Annotated in this window: 16 protein-coding genes; 8 read left to right on the top strand and 8 right to left on the bottom strand. The window is 61.6% G+C overall.

The window, feature by feature from the left end; translation table 11 throughout:
- Positions 1–7 precede the first annotated feature (7 nt).
- From G9X64_RS20935 to G9X64_RS20925, 3 genes are read right to left on the bottom strand one after another with little or no spacing between them, the layout of a single operon-like run.
- On the bottom strand, positions 8–1,603 hold the full coding sequence (locus G9X64_RS20935) for a response regulator (RefSeq protein ID WP_168310530.1): 1,596 nt from the start codon (positions 1,601–1,603) through the stop codon (positions 8–10).
- A 4-nt stretch (positions 1,604–1,607) separates the two neighbouring features.
- Positions 1,608–2,033, bottom strand: a complete 426-nt coding sequence (locus G9X64_RS20930; protein WP_003545468.1) for a response regulator — start codon at positions 2,031–2,033, stop codon at positions 1,608–1,610.
- Entirely contained in the window at positions 2,020–4,158 is a 2,139-nt protein-coding gene (locus G9X64_RS20925) for a sensor histidine kinase (protein WP_168310574.1), read from the bottom strand. The genes G9X64_RS20930 and G9X64_RS20925 overlap by 14 nt, the downstream gene beginning before the upstream one ends.
- Positions 4,159–4,349: 191 nt before the next feature.
- On the opposite strand from G9X64_RS20925, the gene G9X64_RS20920 reads away from it, so the two are divergent.
- The 3 genes from G9X64_RS20920 to G9X64_RS20910 all read left to right on the top strand — a co-directional run bounded on the left by G9X64_RS20920 (position 4,350) and on the right by G9X64_RS20910 (position 6,382).
- Positions 4,350–4,727 (top strand): response regulator, encoded by a 378-nt coding sequence (locus tag G9X64_RS20920; RefSeq protein WP_168310529.1) that lies wholly within the window; start codon positions 4,350–4,352, stop codon positions 4,725–4,727.
- 482 nt (positions 4,728–5,209) lie between these two features.
- Positions 5,210–5,914, top strand: coding sequence for a helix-turn-helix transcriptional regulator (locus G9X64_RS20915; RefSeq protein WP_168310528.1), 705 nt, complete (start codon positions 5,210–5,212; stop codon positions 5,912–5,914).
- A 30-nt stretch (positions 5,915–5,944) separates the two neighbouring features.
- A complete protein-coding gene (locus G9X64_RS20910) occupies positions 5,945–6,382 on the top strand; it encodes a response regulator (RefSeq protein WP_168310527.1) in 438 nt (145 codons plus the stop codon).
- Positions 6,383–6,460: 78 nt separating this feature from the next.
- Here G9X64_RS20910 and G9X64_RS20905 read toward each other — a convergent pair whose 3' ends face one another.
- From G9X64_RS20905 to ybaL, 4 genes are all read right to left on the bottom strand, one after another.
- Positions 6,461–7,177: a sensor histidine kinase gene (locus G9X64_RS20905; protein WP_168310526.1), complete on the bottom strand. Its 717-nt coding sequence runs from the start codon at positions 7,175–7,177 to the stop codon at positions 6,461–6,463.
- 158 nt (positions 7,178–7,335) lie between these two features.
- Positions 7,336–9,885 (bottom strand): protein translocase subunit SecD, encoded by a 2,550-nt coding sequence (secD, locus tag G9X64_RS20900; RefSeq protein WP_168310525.1) that lies wholly within the window; start codon positions 9,883–9,885, stop codon positions 7,336–7,338.
- 83 nt (positions 9,886–9,968) lie between these two features.
- Positions 9,969–10,349 carry a hypothetical protein gene (locus G9X64_RS20895; RefSeq protein ID WP_168310573.1) on the bottom strand — a complete coding sequence of 127 codons (381 nt, stop codon included), beginning with the start codon at positions 10,347–10,349 and terminating at the stop codon, positions 9,969–9,971.
- A 54-nt stretch (positions 10,350–10,403) separates the two neighbouring features.
- Positions 10,404–12,224 carry a YbaL family putative K(+) efflux transporter gene (ybaL, locus tag G9X64_RS20890; protein ID WP_171377352.1) on the bottom strand — a complete coding sequence of 607 codons (1,821 nt, stop codon included), beginning with the start codon at positions 12,222–12,224 and terminating at the stop codon, positions 10,404–10,406.
- Between the two features lie 34 nt (positions 12,225–12,258).
- On the opposite strand from ybaL, the gene G9X64_RS20885 reads away from it, so the two are divergent.
- On the top strand, positions 12,259–12,558 hold the full coding sequence (locus G9X64_RS20885; RefSeq protein ID WP_168310523.1) for a helix-turn-helix domain-containing protein: 300 nt from the start codon (positions 12,259–12,261) through the stop codon (positions 12,556–12,558).
- 234 nt (positions 12,559–12,792) lie between these two features.
- On the opposite strand, the gene G9X64_RS20880 is transcribed toward G9X64_RS20885, so the two are convergent.
- Positions 12,793–14,214: an ArnT family glycosyltransferase gene (locus G9X64_RS20880; RefSeq protein WP_168310522.1), complete on the bottom strand. Its 1,422-nt coding sequence runs from the start codon at positions 14,212–14,214 to the stop codon at positions 12,793–12,795.
- Positions 14,215–14,839: 625 nt separating this feature from the next.
- Between G9X64_RS20880 and G9X64_RS20875 the strand changes: the two genes are divergently transcribed.
- The 4 genes from G9X64_RS20875 (at position 14,840) to G9X64_RS20860 (ending at position 19,484) form a co-directional block, all read left to right on the top strand.
- Positions 14,840–16,474 (top strand): globin-coupled sensor protein, encoded by a 1,635-nt coding sequence (locus tag G9X64_RS20875; protein WP_168310521.1) that lies wholly within the window; start codon positions 14,840–14,842, stop codon positions 16,472–16,474.
- Between the two features lie 63 nt (positions 16,475–16,537).
- A complete protein-coding gene (locus G9X64_RS20870; protein ID WP_003545491.1) occupies positions 16,538–16,834 on the top strand; it encodes an STAS domain-containing protein in 297 nt (98 codons plus the stop codon).
- Positions 16,831–17,196: a chemotaxis response regulator CheY1 gene (gene cheY1, locus G9X64_RS20865; RefSeq protein ID WP_017958972.1), complete on the top strand. Its 366-nt coding sequence runs from the start codon at positions 16,831–16,833 to the stop codon at positions 17,194–17,196. The genes G9X64_RS20870 and cheY1 overlap by 4 nt, the downstream gene beginning before the upstream one ends.
- Before the next feature lie 17 nt (positions 17,197–17,213).
- Positions 17,214–19,484, top strand: coding sequence for a chemotaxis protein CheA (locus G9X64_RS20860; RefSeq protein ID WP_168310520.1), 2,271 nt, complete (start codon positions 17,214–17,216; stop codon positions 19,482–19,484).

Raw genomic sequence — 19,484 nt, 5'->3', positions numbered from 1 at the left:
CGATCGCTTAATTTTGTTCCGCACAAAGCGCAAGCGAATCGCCGCGCTGCAACAACTCCAAATGTTCGACATCTTCAAGCGCCTCTTCCAGTTGCTGCAGGGTCGGCGGCTTGACCATATAGGCGCGCGCGCCGAGATTTCTGGCCCGCCGCATGTCGCTCTCGTCGCTGGACGTGCTGAGAATGCAGACGGGAATTCGCTTGAGGCGGATGTCGGCTGAAAGTGCATGCAGCACCTCGAAGCCGTCCATGATCGGCATGTTGATGTCGAGCAGCATCAGGTCGATCTGCGGCACATCGACGATGCCGGCGCGTTCTTCGAGCAGCCGCATCGCCTCGCGTCCGTTGGTGGCGACATGCAGGTTGAAATTCACCTTGTCCCGCCGCATCAGCTTGATCTTCAGAAGCTGAATGTCGGCCGGGCTGTCTTCGACGAGCAGCACTTCGGCGAGCCTGCCCGGACCTTCGCCTGGCTGCGCCGCCGGCCTGGCGCTGTGGGGGACGGCGGATGTGGCTGATGGCGCGGGCCTCGCCTCGGCGAGCGGCACGTCGAGAATAAAGGTGGCGCCTGGCCCATTTTCTGCCTCGCACCAGATCGAGCCGCCATGCATCTGCGCGATGCGGCGGCAGATGGCAAGGCCGAGCCCGGTGCCTTCGATGCCGCGGCCGACGAGACGCTTGAACGGCTGGAAGATCAGCTCACGGTGCGCGGGGTCGATGCCGGGCCCGTTGTCACGTACCGTGAGGCGGCAGGTATCGCCCTGCGCCTCGCCTGTAATGCTGATCTCCGGAACCTTATGCTCGCAATAGCGGACGGCATTCGACACCAGGTTCTGCAGGAGCTGGGTCAGCAGCGTCGCGTCGCCCATGACCTCCGGCAGCGCCCCGCGGATGATGACGGCTCCGCGGCTTTCGGTCTGCTGGCGCAGATTGTCCTCCACTTGGTCGAGCACATCGGAGAGCGAGACCGGCTTGAGCTCCAACCCGCCGGAGGCCTCGAGCTTGGTGAAGCCCGAGACCTTGACGATCAAGTCTTCCATATGGTCGGCGGCGCTGAGCACGTAATCCAGCAGTTCCCGGTCTTCGGCCGGAAGCGCTGCAGAACCGTGCAGGATGCGGCTGAAGGATTTGATCGTCCGGAGCGGCTCCTTCAAATCATGGGCCATGGCGCGGGTGAAGATCTCAAGCGATTGCCGCTTCTGCTCCAGCTTTGCTTCCAGCATGCCGTGCATGATGGCGTTCTGAATGCAGCGATGCAGTGTCTCGGGCGACAGCGAATCCTTTGTCAGATAGTCGCGTGCCCCGCTCTTCATCACCTCGACTGCGACGGTTTCGTTGCCCTGACCGGTCAGCATGATGACGTTGGCGGCGGGATCATCCTCCAGGATATCGGCAAGAACGCCGAGTCCGTCGCGCCCCGGCAGCGAATAGTCGAGCAGAATGCAGTCCGGCCGTTTCCGGCCGTTCAGCGCACGACCCTCTTCGCCCGTCTCCGCCTCCACGACGGTATAGGCAGTGCTGGAAACGCGGCCCAATATGCGGCGATAGACCTCGAGATCGTCGATGTTGTCGTCAATAATGAGAATAGAGCAGTGTTCCGCCAATCTGTCAGTCCTCGAGTGGCAGGATCGCGATTTCGAACCAGTATTCCTTTAGCCGCTGGATCGCGGCGAAGAGCCCGTCGAGATCCACCGGCTTCTGCACATAGGTATTGGCGCCGAGCGCATAGCAGCCTTCGATATCGCGTTCGTCGTCGGAGGTGGTCAGGATCACCACCGGGATCTTGCGCCAGCCGGCGTTCGACTTGATCGCCTCCAGCGTCTTCCGACCATCAAGGCCCGGCATGTTGAGGTCGAGCAGGATCAGCCCGGGTTTCGGCACCATCTCGGCCAGCATGTCGAGCGCTTCCTGACCGGAGGCCGCCCAGCGGATCGAATTGCGCAGGTTGGTGCGTTTGAAGGCGCGCATCGTCGCTTCGAAATCGTCTTCGCTGTCCTCGACGATCAGGATCGGTTGCGTATCACGCTGCTGCATTCTGCCCCTCGCGCTTTTTTCCCAGAGTGAAGTAGAATGTCGTGCCGGTGCCGACCTCGGATTCCAGCCAGATATCGCCATTGTGCCGCGCGATGATCTTGCGAACGAAGGTGAGGCCCGCTCCGGTCCCGTCGTCGGAATCCTGTGACTTTTCCAGCCGTTTGAAAATGCGGAAAATATCCTCGTGGAATTCCTGCGGAATGCCCTTGCCGTTATCCTTAACGAAAAACACGTTGCGGGCAACCGTGCCGTCCTTGCCGACGAACCGATCAAGATAGCCGATCGAGACGAGCGGAGCGGGCTTGTCGTTGTATTTGATCGCGTTGGTAATGAGATTACGGAACACTTCAGTCAGCCGCGGCGCGTCGCAGACCACCTCCGGCAGCCGGCCGTCGATGATCACCTTGGCGTGCCGTTCCTCGAGCAGCAACTCCATCGTCGCGACGACATCCTTGACGATCAGGCCGATATCGGTGCGTTTGACCGCCAGCTGCTGGCGTCCGAGCCGGGAGAAATAAAGAAGGTCGTTGACGAGCTTCTCCATGCGCTGGCTGAGGCGCACGAGCCGGTTCAGCCGGCGTACGCCGTCCACGTCGAGCTTGTCTTCATAATCCTCCAACAGGAAACGGGAGTGGTTGTGCAGGCCGCGCAGCGGTTCCTTGAGATCATGCGAGGCGATATAGGCGAATTCATCGAGGTCGTGGTTGCTGCGCTCGAGCTCGGCCGTATAGGCCTCGAGCTGGAAAAGCGTCGTTTTCATCCGTTCTTCCTGCCGGACGCGCTCGCTGATGTCGCGCACGATACCGACGAAGGTCTTCGTATGGCCGGTGACGACGGCGCTGATGGAAAGATCGATCGGAAAGACGATGCCGTTCTTGCGTCGCCCGGAGACCATGCGCGTCGTACCGATGATGCGCTCCTCGCCGGTCTGCCGGTAATGGGCGAGATAGCCGTCGTGCTCGGAATGGTAGGGTTCGGGCATCAGCATCTTAATGTTCCGGCCGATCGTCTCCTGCGGGGAGTAACCGAACATGCTTTCAGCCGCCGGGTTGAAATTCCTGATCGTTCCACGCTCGTCGATGACGATGACGGCATCAGGCGTGCCGCGCACCAGCGCGCCGAAGCGGACGCGCTCGGTTTCAAGATTGTAGTTGTTGCGCATGAAATAGAAGACGAGGATCGCTATCAGCCAAAGCGTGGCAGCCGTAATCGTGCGGTTGGCGATTTCCTGCCAGAACGCCGCCTCGTTGTGCCTGACGGCGAAGAAGCCGAGCATCAGGAGCACGGTGCAGGCAAAGGCGAAGAAAAGCGGCGCGTTCCGGTTTCCGAACCAGAGTGCCGTCAGCACCAGCGGCACGTAGAGAATGCCGTTGGCGACACCCAGCGGCGTATAGAGATCGACGAGAAGACCGGTGAAGCAGACCGCGGCCGGGATCCAGAGCGGGATTTGCGCCCGGTTTGCTGGCTGCATCCACCAGGAGCGGGCGAGAAGTCCCGAGCCGAAGATCACCATGCCGACCGCCGTATGCAGCGCCATCGCCGCATAAGGCCCCCAGCGGTAGCCCTGTTCGGCATCGGTGACATAGCTGGCCAGCGCGATCATGCCGAGGGTGATGACGACATAGCTCGTCAATTCCTGCACCACCTGGTTTCTCGACTTCTCCACCTGGAGCGAGAGTAGCAGCGAAAGATTGGCGATCAGGAAAACCAGCGCCGTGTTCGGCCCCATGCCGCCGCCGATCTCAGCGATGAAATCCGGCGAAACCAGGAAGCGCGAGATCAACACGTCGACATTGTGAAAAGTCCGCCCGATCATGACGATTTCCACAAGCCGGGCCGCGGCGATCGCCGCCGCAAGCCCCGCTGTGATCGTCGCCGTTATTCGAAAACGGCGGGCGGCGAGTGTCGAAGCGGCAAGCCCCGCGCCGGAAAGCACGAAGCAGAGCGCGGTGTTGAAGGCCATCGACGGAAAGCCAGGAACCAGCGAAATGACAATCTCGACCTGCAGCAGCCAGCCGGCAAGCGCCGTCACGCCGAGAAGGAACATCAGGCAGCCGACGGCAATCGCAAAGGCACGGTAGTGCCTCCGCTGGTCTTGCAGGTCCACGTCGCTGCTATCCTGCACCCGCGTATTCTCCTTGGTTTGCGCGGTCATTTTTTCCGAAATCAACGAATACTCAATAGGCAAGGGAAGCCGATGCCGCCCTTTTTGCGAAATGCCTCGCAGTAAGGTATATCGAATTTTCGTGAAACCGCGGTATCGTGATTTCTAAGGACAGCGACGTTCGTTCGAACAATATCCAATCACGGTGGTGGATGCCGACCCTATTTTACGTCGATGACAGCAGGGATGACCTCTTCTATCTCGAATATATCAGCCGGAAGCAGCAGATAGAGGTCGATCTATTCTGCTTTTCGACCGCCGATATGGCGCTGGAGGCGTTGGAGGCGCGCGCGGCGGAGGGCAAGGCCGTGCCCGATCTGCTGATCACCGATCTCTACATGCCGCTCGACAGCGGCACTGGCCTGGTGATGAGCCTGCGCAGGGATGTTCGGTTCAAGGCGATGCGGCTTGCAATCTGCAGCGGATCGGATGCCGATGAGGATCGCGCGCGTGCGCTCGAGGCCGGCGCCGATTTCTATCTCGAAAAACCGCTTGACCTTGCCGCAATCATTCTCAATCTGGAAGTGTAGGAAACGACGTAAGCCCGGCCGCCTATTCTCTGCCGCTCGCCTGGAGCATGCGACAAACCGCAATTGACAAGGTCGGGAGCGCATCACAAGATGCAACCGAAGCGAAGGAAATGGAACGCAAAATAAGCGCTGAGAGAACCGATCAACCCGCGTTCGCCGCCACGAACATCAGCCAACCCCTTAGCTGAATGGGTCTATCGGTTCTCTCGCGCTTACGTCTGGCACTGCCTTCTCGCATTCATGGATGTTGAACACGAGAAGATTTACGATACCCAGGTAAGAACTACTGCCCCTCAGTAAAATCTGCCCGTGCATCACCTGTCGTTGAGATAATTGATGATTTCCGCCTTACATATCGAAAGTCCCCGTTTTCGATATCTCTCATCAACTTGTCTCGCATTTTTTGTAGCTCTTCGCGTCTAAGACGTATATCCCAAGATTTCGGGATCGGAAGCATCGGCGAGAGGAGAGGAAGAGTGGGAATGAACAATGCCCCGGCAATTCCCTTTCACGCCGGACCGGAGCTGAGCCGGGCGATCAACCGCACCGATTTTTTCCGTCTGCTGAAGTCGGCGGCGCAGCATTACAACTTCGACAATTTCGCGCTTGCCCGCATTTCCGAGGCTTCCGCCCCTTTCGGCGAACGCGATATCGTCATCACCAATGTTGCCGAGCGGCGTGTCGGCCTTTTCATCACGACATTGAAGGAAGCGCTGGGCACCGTCCGGGCGAAGACCGCCCAGTTCCTGGCAACGCCGGTCCATGGCAGGAGCGCACAGCCGCAAGATTATCCGTCCGATCTTGTTTTCAACGAGTTCCTGAGCGGCGTCTTTCTCTTCATCCCGCTGTTCACGCCGGAAGGGCGGCGATATTGCCTCGTCCTCAGCGGCGAGCGCCAGGAGCCGGATCAGAGCGAGATCGCCGATATGCTTCTCGACGCCATGCGTATTTTCGACAAGCTCTACGAGGAAATCCTGACGCCGGAAATGTCCGGACGGCTGACCCAGCGCGAATCGGAAATCGTCAAATGGACGAGCGAAGGCAAGACGTCGGCGGAAATCGCCATCATTCTCGGTCTCTCCGAACATACGGTCAATTCGCACATCACCGCGGCCGCGCGCAAACTTGACGCCGTCAACCGCGTTCATATGGTGGCGATCGCCTTGAGGAATGGTTTGGTTTCGTGAAGTTGGTTTCGGGATTGGGGAAATGAGACGATGATCACCGAAACGGGCCGAAGGAACGCCGTGAAGGTTCTCTTTGTCGACGACGAATTCATCGAATTCCGTGCGCTCAAGAAGAAGATCGCCGATCTCTCAGAGCCGGCCGTCGAGGTCGAATATGCGCCTTCGATCAGTGACGCGCTGGAAAAGATCCGCTTGGCGCGGTTCGATCTCATCCTGCTCGACAACCGCCTTCTGCCGAACGCCGATTTCCGCGAAACGGTGCCGGAACTGCGCGGCTTCGGCTACACCGGCCCGATCGGCGTCGTCTCGACCGATATATCGGGCGGCTATTTCCAGGAGTTCCCGGATTACGGCGTCGATTTCCGCATCGGCAAGGACGAAATCGATGCCCAGACGCTGCAGCACATCATCCGCGAATATGTGACCTATGACGTCCCGGATTTCTGGAAGGACGATTACAGCATCTAAAGCGCGTCGCGATCTCTCAGATTCGCTTGTCGCGCTTTGGCAAAACCGCTGCACGCTTTTGCTGAAATTGCTCTGATCTCAGGCAATCGGAAGGCGGATGATGAAGCGACTGCCGCTTTCATCCGAATGTTCGAGGCTGATATCGCCGCCAAGCGCCATCAGAAACTCCCGCGTCGTCGTCAGTCCAAGACCGGCGCCCTGGACCGTTCCCGGCTTCGGCAATTTCCAGAAAGGCTCGAATATTCGCTCCCGATAAGCGGGATCGATGCCCGTCCCGTTGTCGGAAATCCGGATGAACCAGTCCGTCCCCTCGCGCTCCGCCGTGATGGCCACATGCGGCGCCGCTTCCCCGCGATAAATGAGGGCATTGGTCAGCAAGTGCCGCAGCACCAGACCGAAGAGGGCAGGGTCGGTACGGATGGAGGGCAGTCCGTCACTTTCGAGCGTCGCCTCGCCGCCCGCCGTCTCGTCGGTCAGTTCGGCCCAGATATTTTCGGCGAGCGCCTGCAGATCGACCTCTTCAGGCGTCACCTGGGGTGTGCCGCCGGCAAGGCTCATCAATGCCTTGGTGAGGCGATGCGCCGTCTGCGCCTTTTCCATGATCATCCGCAGGCTCTGAAGCTGTTCACCGTCGAGCGTCGCCTCGAGATCGTCGAGCAGCAGCTCGGCATACATGGTGATATGGCGGAGCGGCGATTGCAGGTCGTGCGAGGCGGTTGCGAGAAAACGTTTGATGCGCTCCTCACTGTCTCCGGCAACGGTGGTCTCCGGCGGTCTCGTTGGGTCGGATGACATCTGGCGGTTTCCCCGATCTCTCACAGCGCCGCGTGTCTTTTCAGACGCGCAAAGGACGCTGTAACACTTTGAATTGGCAGATAATGCCGTAGCCGACAATAGAAAGAGGGCGCCGGCTCTGCAACCGGCGCCCTCTTCAAGGATGCGTTAACGGGATTTTAGCTCGCGGACTTGCGCGGGCGACCCTCTTCCGGCGGAATGATCTCGACTGCCTCATCGGTTGCCGGTGCCGCCTTGGCATGGCGGCGGCGCCAGTCGCCGAGGAAGAGCAGGATGGGTGCCGCGATGAAGATCGACGAGGCGCCGGCGACGAGAATGCCGAAGACCATCGGGATCGCGAAGCTCGAGACCGCGCTGCCGCCCCAGATCGCCATCGGCACCAGCGCGAGGAAGGCCGTCGCATTGGTGTAAAGGCTTCGCGCCAAGGTCTCGTTGATCGACTTGTCGATGATCTCGCGCAGCGGCATCGACTTATAGAGCCGCATGTTTTCGCGCATGCGGTCATAGACGACGACCTTGTCGTTTACCGAATAACCGACAAGCGTCAGGATGGCGGCGATCGCCGTCAGGTTGAAGTCGAGGCCGGTGATCGCGAAGAAGCCGATCGCCTTGGTGACGTCGAGCACCAGCGTGACGATCGCGCCGACGGCAAACGGCCATTCGAACCGCACCCAGATATAGATGAGCATCGCAAAGCTTGCGATCACCACCGACAGGATGCCGGCCCAGGCAAGCTCGCCGCTGACCTTCGGACCGATGACGTCGGTGCCTTCGACTGTGGCGGTCGGATCGATCTTGGCGACTTCGGCCTTCAGCTTGGTAACCGCTGCCGTCTGCGCCTCTTCGCCGCCCTCCTGCCGCTGCGCGCGAACGAGGATGCTGTTCTTGTCGCCGAAGGACTGCAGCGTGATTTCGCCGAGGCCGAGACTGTCCAAACCTTCGCGGAACTTCGCAAGATCAGCAGCCCCTTGCGTCTTGACGGCCATCTGGATGCCGCCGCGGAAATCGACGCCGTAGTTGAGGCCCGGATGAATGAAGAGCACGACGGAGGCAATCGAAAGCAGCGCCGAAACGGTGACGCCGAAGAAGCGCGCCTTCATGAATTCGATGTGCTTGTCATAGGGGCTGAACGGGATCAATGGCCGGATGTTCAGCACCTTGAACTTGCGGCGGCGGGTGATCTCGATCATCGCGACGCGCACGAAGGCGACTGAGGTGAACATCGAGATGATCAGGCCGAGCGCCATGGTCACGGCAAAGCCGCGAACCGGCCCGGAACCGAAAAAGAACAGGATGGCCGCAGCGATCAGGGCCGTCATATTGCCGTCGATGATGGTCGAATAGGCACGATTGAAGCCCGTATCGATGGCGGCAAAGGCGCCCTTACCTTTGCGGGTCTCTTCACGAATACGCTCGTTGATGAGAACGTTGGCGTCGACCGCAAGGCCGATGCCGAGCACGACACCGGCAATGCCCGGTAGCGTCAGCGTCGCACCAACCAGCGTTAGCGCCGAGAAGGTCAGGATGGTGTGGATCAACAGCGCGATATTCGCCAGGATGCCCCAGGTGCCATAGAGAACGAAGATGAAGAGTGCGACGAGAGCAAAGCCGACTAGGCCGGAATAAATACCCATCTTGATGGCGTCGGCGCCGAGGTCGGCGCCGACGGTGCGTTCCTCGATGACCGTCAGCTTGGCGGGCAGGGCGCCGGCACGCAGCATGGCGGCAAGCGTCGTTGCGCTGTCGGCCGAGAAGCTGCCGGAGATCTGGCCGGAGCCGCCGGTGATCGGCTCGCGGATGACCGGCGCGCTCAGCACCTTGTTGTCGAGGACGATGGCGAAGGGATTGCCGACGTTCTGACGGGTGATTTCGGCAAAGCGGGTGGCGCCGGCGCTGTCGAAGCGGAAGCTGACGATCGGCTCACGCGTGTTCGGATCGAAGCTGACACGGGCATCCGAAAGGCGATCGCCGGAGATCTCGACGCGGTCGAGGACCGGATAGGAATTGCCTTCATCGTCCTTCAGTATGGTCACGCCGGGTCCGGGCGCGTTGTTCGGCGCCAGCATATGGAACGACATCTTGGCGGTGGAGCCGAGAAGTTCGCGCAGGCGCGACGGATCCTGCGCGCCCGGAAGCTGGACGAGCACCCGGTTGGCGCCGATGCGCTGGATGGTCGGCTCGGAGACGCCGACCTGGTCGACGCGCTGGCGGATGACTTCAAGGCTCTGCTGGACGGCATTGTCGACATTGGCGGCGATGCCGGCCCGCGAGAAGCCGACGGTGATGGTGGCGCCGTTCGCCGTGACATCAAGATCCGCCTGGCCGGCGCTGAGGCCGGTGCTGATCGGGTTGGCAAGCGTCTTGAGTTCGGTGACGGCAGCATCGCTCTGTGAGGCATCGGCGAGCGTCACGACGATCTGGTTCTGGCTGCGGACCACGGCTTTCGGCTGGATGCCCTTTTCGCGCAGCACGCGGCGCGCGTCCTGAAGCAGCGATTGCAGCCGCTCCTTGGTCAGGTCGGCTTCGTCGACTTCCAGAACGAGGTGCGAACCGCCGCGAAGGTCGAGGCCGAGCGACACCTGCTCATGCGGCAGCCAGGCCGGCAAGCGCTGGAGGACGGATTGCGGCAGGACGTTCGGCAGGGCGATCAATAGGCCGAGTAGGATGATCACCGCATAGGTGACCACCAGCCATCGTGAAGTACGCATGTTGTATTCCTTGATATCGAGGGCCGGCGCTCGGGCGCTGGCGGCATGTCGTCAATGGTCGGAAGCGCCGATCGGCGCGAGCGTCAGGCAGCGGCCGGCGGTGCGCGCGGCTGATGGGTCCTGAAGACTGCGGCATGAAGCGAAGCTTCAAATGCCGGAAGAGGCGCGGCCATGGTCCAGCCGGAAAGATCGACAGCCGGGGCGGCGGCAAGGGCAAGCGGTCCGGCGTCATGCGCCGCCTGCTTTGGTGCAAGCTTGCGTTCACTGGCAAGCAACCCGCGCACGGCATCGCGCGCAGTCAGCTGCGCTGGCTGCGAATCCCGATCGGAAGAGGAAAGCGTATTGGCGGCGGCGGCCGGCGAGATCACCAGATTGCCGCCGAAAAGCAGGCCGAGATAGGCAAGGACGGCGACGAGGAGGGAAGCGGCGATACGGCTCGTCAGACGGCGCTGGTCCAGCTCCACCTTCTCCGTCCCGGCGATGTCACTCCCGTATCGGCTCAAAAGCGCGCCAATCTCTCATTCTTTTTCCGGCGGAGGGTCATCCGTCGGCATAATTGTATCAGGCCCATGCCCGTCTTCATAGGGCACACTCTCATGATGCACTTGAGCGAGCCGGTCAACCATGCCCAGCGCGATTTCACGCTCGCCCATGATGACGGTGTCGGCGCCATATTGCTTCAGCTCATCGACCTCGGCGTCGGAATGGGCGCGGGCGACGATGAGGATCGATGGATTGACGCTGCGGGCCTGCTCGGCGATGCGGCAGGCTTCGAAGGCGTTCGGGATGGCGATGGCAATGCTGCGGGCGCCAGAGAGATTGGCAAGGTCGAGCGTTTCCCGCATCACCGCATTGCCCGACAGAGTTTCGATACCCTGCGCCTTCAGCTCGCCGATGCGCTTGTCGGAGTCCTCGATGACGAGAAAAGGTGTGGCAGACGACTTGAGATTCTGTCCGACGATGCTGCCAACCCGCCCGTAGCCGACGAGAATGGAGTGGCCGATGAGGGCGGTCGGGTGCACCTCGTCGTCTTCGGGCGGTATCTCCTCCTGCGCTGCTGTTGCATCTGCAGTGGGAGCAGGATCTGCCACGACGTCTTCGCGCTTTGCACCATCCAGCAGCGGCCGCATGCGGTCGCAGAGGAAGAACAGCAGCGGATTAAGGATGATCGAGATGATGGCGCCGGCAAGGATCAGATCGCGGCCCTCCCCCGGCAGCAGCCCAAGTTCGACGCCGAGGGCGGCGAGGATGAAGGAGAATTCGCCGATCTGGCCGAGGCTTGCCGAAATCGTCAGCGCCGTGCCGAGCGGCTTCTTGAAGGCGAGCACGATCAGGAAGGCGGCGACGGATTTGCCGATGACGATGATGAAGATGGTGGCGAGGATCGGCAGCGGCTTGTCGATCAGGATGTTCGGATCGAACAGCATGCCGACCGAGACGAAGAACAGCACGGCAAAGGCGTCGCGTAGCGGCAGGCTTTCCTGCGCGGCTCGATGGCTGAGCTCGCTTTCGGCAAGCACCATGCCGGCAAAGAAGGCGCCGAGCGCCAGCGACACGCCGAAGAGCTTCGCCGCTCCGAAGGCGACGCCGAGTGCGATCGCCAGCACGCCGAGCCGGAAGAGTTCCCGCGAACCGGTATGGGCGATGCGGTGCATCGTCCATGGAATGAGCTTACGGCCGAAAACCAGCATCAGCGCCACGAACAGCGCCACCTTCACCAGCGTCATGGCGATCATGCCGCCGATGCCGAGATCGAGGTCGAACAGGTGGTTGAGCCCGGCCGAGAGCGGCTCGACAGGAGCGTGACCCTCACCGCCGATGCTGGCTGCGGCCGGGATCAGCACCAGCGCCAGCACCATGGCGAGATCCTCGACGATCAGCCAGCCGACGGCGATCCTGCCGCGCTCGGTTTCGACGAGGCGTCGCTCCTGCAGCGCCTTCAGGAGCACGACGGTGGAAGCGACCGAAAGCGCCAGGCCGAAGACCAGGCTGCCGCCGGTCGGCCAGCCCATGAAGGCGCCAAGCCCCCAGCCGAGCAATGTCGCGAAGGCGATCTGCACGATCGCGCCGGGCACGGCAATGCCGCGCACCGACAGCAGATCTTTCAGGGAGAAATGCAGCCCGACGCCGAACATCAGCAGGATGACGCCGATTTCGGCAAGTTCCGGCGCAAGATTCTGATCCGCCACATAACCTGGCGTATGCGGCCCCACAAGCACGCCGGCGATCAGATAACCGACGAGCGGCGGCATACGCAGTCGATGGGCGAAGGCGCCGAAGATGAAAGCCAGTACGAGGCCGCCGACGATTGTCGAAATCAAGGGCGTATCGTGTGGCATCGTTGTCTCCCGATCTGGAAATCCCGTTCCTAATATGACATATATGGTCTATATCGACCAATATGGGCAACTTGAAATCATGGGTCAAGGCGCAAGAGAAACAATTCTCACCCCCGCTCTCTGCCGCGCGGCGCGCGGCCTGCTGGACTGGACCCAGACCGACCTTGCCGCAAAGGCCGCCGTCTCGCGCAGCACCATCCGCGATTACGAGGGCCGACACCACGACATCCATCGCGCGACGGAGGCGCAGCTGCGCCTCGCCTTCGAGGAAGGCGGCGTAAACTTTGTAGAGATCGAAGGGGTGGGCATAGGCCTCTGCCTGGCCTCTGCTTAATTCCTTAGAGCCTTTCCGGATTAGATTGAAGCATTCTGCCGGAGCAGGTTTTCGCCAGGGCAAAGGCGATTGGCGAAGGGCATATCTCTGGTACGTCCGAGCCGATCGCCTTTGGCCGGCTTGGCCGTAGAGCTGGGCTACGACGCGCGCCGGCCGGTCGACCATCCGACTCCGTTTGAGCCAACAGAATGCTGCAATCTAACCCGGAAAGGCTCTAAATCGGAATCGATTGGCTCAGGGCGCTAGGCAGGCGGCAGAGACCTTGTAAACGGAGAGCGCTTTGCCCTTGTAATAGCCCTCCGTCGGCTGCCAGTTCTTCAGCAGCTCGGGCGTCTCGGTGGCGCAGCTGAAGGGACCGTCCGTCAGGAAAAGCACCTTGCCGGTGACGTCGGCCGGCAGTGCGAATTCCTGCTCGTAATAGCTCTCTGGAAGGCCCGCCGGCGCGCGCGCATAGATCCTGTAGGATGTGTCGCGCAGCGTATAGAAAAGATCGGCGACCATGTCGCGATTATTGGTGACGATGATGTCGGTGCCGGCCTGGCCGGCAAGTGCTGCGGCCTCGCGGCTGACCTCGGCGCGGCCGAGATAGCGCTTCATCAGCTCGTCGCCGTTCGGCAGCAGCAACTGATGCGGAAAAATCGTCGCCAGCGGAAAGAGCAGGCTGGCGATGCCGTTGATGGTCAGCGACAGCCTGAGCCCCTTCGGCCACATCCGGTAAAGCAGCCAGACGGCAAGGATGGTGCCTGCGACATAGGCAGTCACCGCCCAGTTGGCATAGGCCTTGGCGACCGTTGCCTGCAGCGTGATGAGCACCACCACCGGCATCGACAGCCAGACCAGCATCCTTTCCCGATCGTCGCTCCTGCCCCTGATCATGCGGTAGACCGCCCAGAGCATCGCGAAGAAGATAATCGGCCCGACGACGCCGAACTGGGCAGCGAAGAATTCAAGCCCGCGCCGGAGATTAATGCCGAGTTCGCTCCAATGGGCGATGTCCTGGGTATGCCGCACCGTCGTGTTGTCGTGCTGCAGGTTCCACCAGAGGTTCGGCAGTGCGACGACCGCCGCGACCGCGACCGCGATGATGAAATCCCGAATGGCGATGCGCGCCGCTGGAATGAGGAGGAGGGCAATCGCGCCGCCCGGAACGACGAACAGCACGGCATATTTCGTCAAAAAGGCGAGGCCGACGCCAAGGCCCATGACCAGCGCCAGCCCGACCGAGCGCCGCTGCGTCAGGCCGAAATAGGCAAGCAACGCGATCGCGATGAAGAATAGCAGGATCACGTCGGTCGAGAAGAACACCGAAGAAAGCGCCACACCGGGGAGCGTGATGTAGGTGGCGCCCGTCCAGCCTTCGATCTCCGGCCCGACGAAACGTTTTGCCGTCTTCATCAGCACCAGTGCCGCCGCCATATGGATCAGCGGTCCGAGCAGCCGGATCCAATAGATGGCGTTTGAGCCGGAAAGCTCGGTCATCGCCCGGATCACCCACGCAATCATCGGCGGCTTGGAATAATAGCCCAGGTCGAGGTTTTGCGACCAGAACCAGTACTGCGCCTCGTCGACGAAAAGGTCCGTCGTATCGAAATTGAGCATGACGACGCGCCAAAGCGTGAAGCCAAGAACGATAAGGAGACCAGATCTGGGGGACATGAACCGATAGTTCCGCTGACATGAAAGGCGCGAGTGCGATACACTAAAGGTGCCGGACTGCCAACGGGGAAGGGTGGGTTTTAGAACACCCGAAGGGCGCGGATATCGCGGTTTGCGGCGAGGGAATCGAGGCGGGCGACGGCTGCAAGCAGCGTCATTGCAATCACGCAGGCACCCAATCCGAGAACAATCATTGCTCTGTCCTTGTCGACGTCATGTCTTGGTTATCGACCGGCATATAACACGGAGCTTGCGTGTGCCTTGTAGCAGCCATGCAACTCCGCAACAGTATTTGCTGCGAACGGCCTTGAATTGCTTCAAAAGCCTGCACCGCGAAAGGCTTATTAACCTTCAAGCAAGGAATTAACCATAAACATTGGTGTACACGTCGGAATGGGAAGATGCACTCGTTCCCACCAGGCATGACGCCGTCCCGCCGTACCGGGTTGATCCGGTATCCATCTCTTCAGACAGCTCCGAAACATAGCTGATCAGGGGGTTTCGATCCGCCGGTTGTAACCGGTGGTGAGGACCGTCTTAACGCTTCGCGTTCAACGGATGCTGCGCAAGTTTTTGGCCGGGCCTTCGCCCGGAAAGTGGTTGGGGACAGGCGTTGAGGCAGGACATGCCATCAGATCAGGCTCGTGGAGCGCAGGCAGGCAGCTTGCGTGACCGCCTGCGCTTTGCCGGTCTCGATGCCGAACAGTGCGAGCTGGTGCGTCGGAACCGGCCGGCGCTCGAAGCGCATCTGAAGGCAGGCCTCAGGGATCTCTTCCATAGATTCCAGTCATTCCCCGATGCGTCGCGCAATTTCGAGAGCGAGCGTCAGGTCGAGCGCCTGCACGATCTGCAGTCCTCGCATTGGGACGTGCTGACGGATGCGCGGTTCGACAGCCTCTATGCCGAGCGCGTCAAGGTTCTCTCCGATACCGAGAGCAAGATGGGCCTCGACCCGCGCTGGCACGTGGCCGGCCACGGCGTCATGCTGGAGCATGTCGTTTCCGGCCTCGCCGAAGAGATCGCCGGCCGTCCGCTGCTGCCGTCGGCCAAGCGCCGCGCCCGCGAAATCTCCGATCTGATGACGGCGATCATCCGCATCGTCATGGTCGATGTGGAAATCGCCGTCTCGCTCCGCTTCAATGCGCTGCGCGCCGCCCAGAGCCGCGCGCTCGCTGGTCAGCGCGCCGACAACGAGGCCGAAATCGCTCGGATATTCGGCGATGTCATCGAAAGCCTGTCCGCACGCGACCTGACGCGGCGCGCGCCCGTCGACGGCGAAGGCGCCTATGGCGGCATCGCCGCCGCGCTGAACGGCGCGTTGGACGGCCTCCAGGCCGAGTTCACCGCCATCACCGAGCGCACGCTCAAGGCCGAAGCGGCGACAGGCTCGCTTGCCGGTCTGTCCAGGCAGTTCGCCGGCACGGCTTCCGGCCAGGCCGACCGGCTGCAGCTTTCAGCCGCTGCCCTTGCCGATATCGCGGGCAGTGTGCGCGACGGTGCCGCCGACAGCCGCGCTGCCGAACAGGCGGCCGCCACGACGCGCGCCGCCGTCGAGGAAAGCGGCGAGGTCGTCGGCCGCGCGATCAGCGCCATGGCCGATATCGAGCAGTCGGCCGAAAAGATCGGCCAGATCATCGGCGCGATCGACGAGATCGCCTTCCAGACCAATCTTCTGGCGCTGAATGCCGGCATCGAAGCGGCTCGCGCCGGCGATTCCGGCCGCGGCTTTGCCGTCGTCGCCCAGGAAGTCCGCGCCCTTGCCCAGCGTTCGGCCGAAGCCGCCCGCGAGATCAAGACGTTGGTGACGACGACCAAGGCGCAGGTCGACGCCGGCGTGCAGATGGTCGGCCGCACACAGGATTCGATCGGCAGCATCGTGCGTCAGGTCACCGATATCAACGCCGCTATCGCCGGCATCGCCACCCGAACCGGCGAACATGCCGCCAGCCTCGACAGCGTGACAGCCGACGTCAAAGGCTTGGGTGGCGAGGTGGCCGATAGCGCCGGCCTTGCGGAGCGCTCGGCCGAAGGCGCCGACCACCTCCACACCGTCATTCTCGAGCTCGGCCAGACGATTCGCGAATTCCGCATCGCCCGGGAAAACGCCACTGCCGGGCGCCCGGCGCCGGCGCGCGTGACACCGCCGCGCGCCCTTGACGGCGCGACCCGGCCGGCACCGGTCGTGGACGAATACGAAAATGACGATTTTGGCCTTCCGCAAGCGTTCGCAAGCGTCGGAGGTGGGCGGAATGTTTACTAACCTATCGGATGATTGCCTCAGCTCGTCTTTTCGGGCCGGGGACACGGGGACAAGGAAAAGCTGATGGCAGCAAAGAAGAGTGGCAAGACGCTGGATTTGACGGCGGTGCTCGACCTCAACGAGGCTTCCGCCTTGCGCGATAAACTCCTCTCGCTGCGGGGTAGCGGTCTTTCGATAGACGCTTCCGGCGTCGAACGGATCGGTGCTCTTTGCGCCCAGGTTCTGATGTCCGCCGAGAAGACCTGGGAGCAGGACAAGCAGCCGTTCACCTTCTCCAAGGTGTCCGACGCATTTCAGAAAACCATGCAGCTGGTTGGCGTCAATATTGACCACCTGCTTGCCAAGGAGATTCGGCAATGAAGAAAAAAGTGCTGACCGTGGATGATTCCCGCACCATCCGAAACATGCTTCTCGTGACGCTGAACAATGCCGGCTTCGAGACGATCCAGGCGGAAGACGGCATCGAGGGCCTCGAGATCCTCGAAGAGTCCAATCCTGACGTCATCGTGACCGACATCAACATGCCGCGCCTCGACGGGTTCGGCTTCATCGAAGGTGTCCGCCGGAACGAGAAATATCGGGCGATCCCGATCCTGGTCCTGACCACCGAAAGCGACGCGGAAAAGAAGAACCGCGCCCGCCAGGCCGGTGCCACAGGCTGGATCGTCAAGCCTTTCGACCCGGCCAAGCTGATCGATGCCATTGAGCGTGTAACCGCTTAAACCCAGGATTTGCTCCTATGGATATGAACGAAATCAAAGAGATCTTTTTCCAGGAGTGCGAGGAACAGCTCGCCGAATTGGAATCCGGTCTTCTGAAAATGAATGATGGCGATCGCGATCCGGAAACCGTCAATGCGGTGTTCCGTGCCGTCCATTCGATCAAGGGTGGCGCCGGCGCCTTCGGCCTTGACGATCTGGTCGCCTTCGCCCATGTTTTCGAGACCACTCTCGATTGCGTTCGATCCAACAAGCTTGAGCCGAACCAGGACGTCCTGAAGGTGATGCTGAAGTCGGCCGATGTGCTGGCCGACCTGACGAATGCTGCGCGCGACGGCGGCAGCGTCGATGAAAGCCGCAGCCGCGGCCTCGTCAAGGAACTCGAGGCGCTGGCCAACGGCGAATTGCCGTCTCCCTCGGCGTCAGTCGAGGCGCCTGCGCCAAAGGCCGCTCCGGCGCCGACCCCGAAGCCGACTGACGACAGCGGCTTCCAGCCGGTCCCCTTTTCCTTCGACGATTTTGGCGGCGAAGACGATGCGGGCGGCATGCCGACCTATGAAGTTATCTTCAAGCCGCGCTACGAACTCTATTCCAAGGGCAATGACGCCACCCTGCTGCTGCGCGATCTCTCGCGCCTGGGTGAAATGACGATCTATTGCAATACGGATGATCTGCCGGGTCTCGAGGAACTCGATCCGGAAGGCGCTTATTTCTTCTGGAACGTCACGATCAAGACGGACAAGGGCGAGGACGCCATCCGCACCGTCTTCGAATTCGCCGAGTGGGATTGCGAACTGACGGTAAAGCCGGTCGAAGAAGCACGAGCCGACGCGACGAGCAACGACGAACTGCCGATGGTGCCGGTTCCCTTCGATCTGTCGATCCTCGACGAAACGGGTGCAATGGAAGAGGTTTCCGCCTCAGACGCCCGGGCCGAGGAGACGGCCGCAGCCGTTGCTGCCGCCGAGACTGCCTCCAACGTCACGCAGATGGCCGCAGCCGCCGCCCGTGTCGAGAAGAAGGAATCGGCAGCCGCCGCAGCGGCCGCTGCAAGTGCTGCCGCCCAGAACAATGCCGCTGGCGCCGGCCAGACGATCCGCGTCGATCTCGACCGTGTCGATCGCCTCATCAACCTCGTCGGCGAATTGGTCATCAACCAGGCGATGCTGTCGCAGAGCGTCATCGAGAACGACACGACCGGCACCTCCTCGATCAATATGGGCCTCGAGGAGCTGCAGCAGCTTACCCGCGAGATCCAGGACTCGGTCATGGCCATCCGCGCGCAGCCGGTGAAGCCGGTCTTCCAGCGCATGTCGCGTATCGTCCGCGAAATCGCCGACATGACCGGCAAGTCGATCCGCCTGATCACCGAAGGTGAAAATACCGAAGTCGACAAGACGGTCATCGACAAGCTCGCCGAACCGCTGACCCACATGATCCGCAACGCCGTCGACCACGGCATCGAAACGCCCGAAAAGCGTGCGGCCGCCGGCAAGAATACCGAAGGCACCGTCCGCCTGACCGCCAAGCATCGTTCGGGACGCATCCTGATCGAGCTTGCCGACGACGGCGCCGGCATCAACCGCGAGAAGGTCCGCCAGAAGGCGATCGACAACGACCTCATCCCGGCCGATGCCAACCTGTCGGACGAGGAAATCGACAACCTGATCTTCCTGCCGGGTTTCTCGACGGCCGACAAGATCTCCGACATTTCAGGCCGTGGCGTCGGCATGGACGTCGTCAAGCGTTCGATCCAGGCGCTCGGCGGCCGTATCAACATCACCTCGAAGCCGGGCCACGGCTCGGTCTTCACCATGAGCCTGCCGCTGACGCTCGCCGTCCTCGACGGCATGGTGGTCACAGTCGCCGGCCAGACGCTGGTCGTGCCGCTGACGGCGATCGTCGAAACCTTGCAGCCGGAAGCGGCCGCGATCCACTCCTTCGGTGCGAACCACCGACTGATCTCGATCCGCAACTCGTTCTGCCCGCTCGTCGATGTCGGCCGTATCCTGAACTTCCGCGCCACCCAGGCGAACCCAGTCGAGGGCGTGGCGCTTCTGGTGGAATCCGAAGGCGGCGGCCAGCGCGCCCTGATGGTCGACGCCATACAGGGTCAGCGCCAGGTGGTCATCAAGAGCCTGGAAGCGAACTACACGCACGTGCCGGGCATTGCCGCCGCCACCATTCTCGGTGACGGTCGCGTCGCTCTGATCCTCGATGTCGACGCGGTTGTCGGCGCTTCGCGCGGCCAGTCGCTCAAAGCGGAAATGTCGTTAGCAGCGGTGGGATAA

This window comes from Rhizobium sophorae (genome assembly GCF_013087515.1).
GTDB lineage: Bacteria > Pseudomonadota > Alphaproteobacteria > Rhizobiales > Rhizobiaceae > Rhizobium > Rhizobium sophorae.
This window is presented reverse-complemented; position numbering and strand designations above follow the sequence as displayed.

What these genes read in the sequence shown, in the direction of transcription:
- G9X64_RS20910 (WP_168310527.1), top strand. Translation starts at nt 5,945, where the DNA reads ATGATCACCGAAACGGGCCGAAGGAACGCCGTGAAGGTTCTCTTTGTC.
- secD (WP_168310525.1), bottom strand. Translation starts at nt 9,885, where the DNA reads ATGCGTACTTCACGATGGCTGGTGGTCACCTATGCGGTGATCATCCTA.
- cheY1 (WP_017958972.1), top strand. Translation starts at nt 16,831, where the DNA reads ATGAAGAAAAAAGTGCTGACCGTGGATGATTCCCGCACCATCCGAAAC.
- G9X64_RS20870 (WP_003545491.1), top strand. Translation starts at nt 16,538, where the DNA reads ATGGCAGCAAAGAAGAGTGGCAAGACGCTGGATTTGACGGCGGTGCTC.
- G9X64_RS20920 (WP_168310529.1), top strand. Translation starts at nt 4,350, where the DNA reads ATGCCGACCCTATTTTACGTCGATGACAGCAGGGATGACCTCTTCTAT.
- G9X64_RS20860 (WP_168310520.1), top strand. Translation starts at nt 17,214, where the DNA reads ATGGATATGAACGAAATCAAAGAGATCTTTTTCCAGGAGTGCGAGGAA.
- G9X64_RS20880 (WP_168310522.1), bottom strand. Translation starts at nt 14,214, where the DNA reads ATGTCCCCCAGATCTGGTCTCCTTATCGTTCTTGGCTTCACGCTTTGG.
- G9X64_RS20875 (WP_168310521.1), top strand. Translation starts at nt 14,840, where the DNA reads ATGCCATCAGATCAGGCTCGTGGAGCGCAGGCAGGCAGCTTGCGTGAC.
- G9X64_RS20930 (WP_003545468.1), bottom strand. Translation starts at nt 2,033, where the DNA reads ATGCAGCAGCGTGATACGCAACCGATCCTGATCGTCGAGGACAGCGAA.
- G9X64_RS20905 (WP_168310526.1), bottom strand. Translation starts at nt 7,177, where the DNA reads ATGTCATCCGACCCAACGAGACCGCCGGAGACCACCGTTGCCGGAGAC.
- ybaL (WP_171377352.1), bottom strand. Translation starts at nt 12,224, where the DNA reads ATGCCACACGATACGCCCTTGATTTCGACAATCGTCGGCGGCCTCGTA.
- G9X64_RS20915 (WP_168310528.1), top strand. Translation starts at nt 5,210, where the DNA reads ATGAACAATGCCCCGGCAATTCCCTTTCACGCCGGACCGGAGCTGAGC.
- G9X64_RS20885 (WP_168310523.1), top strand. Translation starts at nt 12,259, where the DNA reads ATGACATATATGGTCTATATCGACCAATATGGGCAACTTGAAATCATG.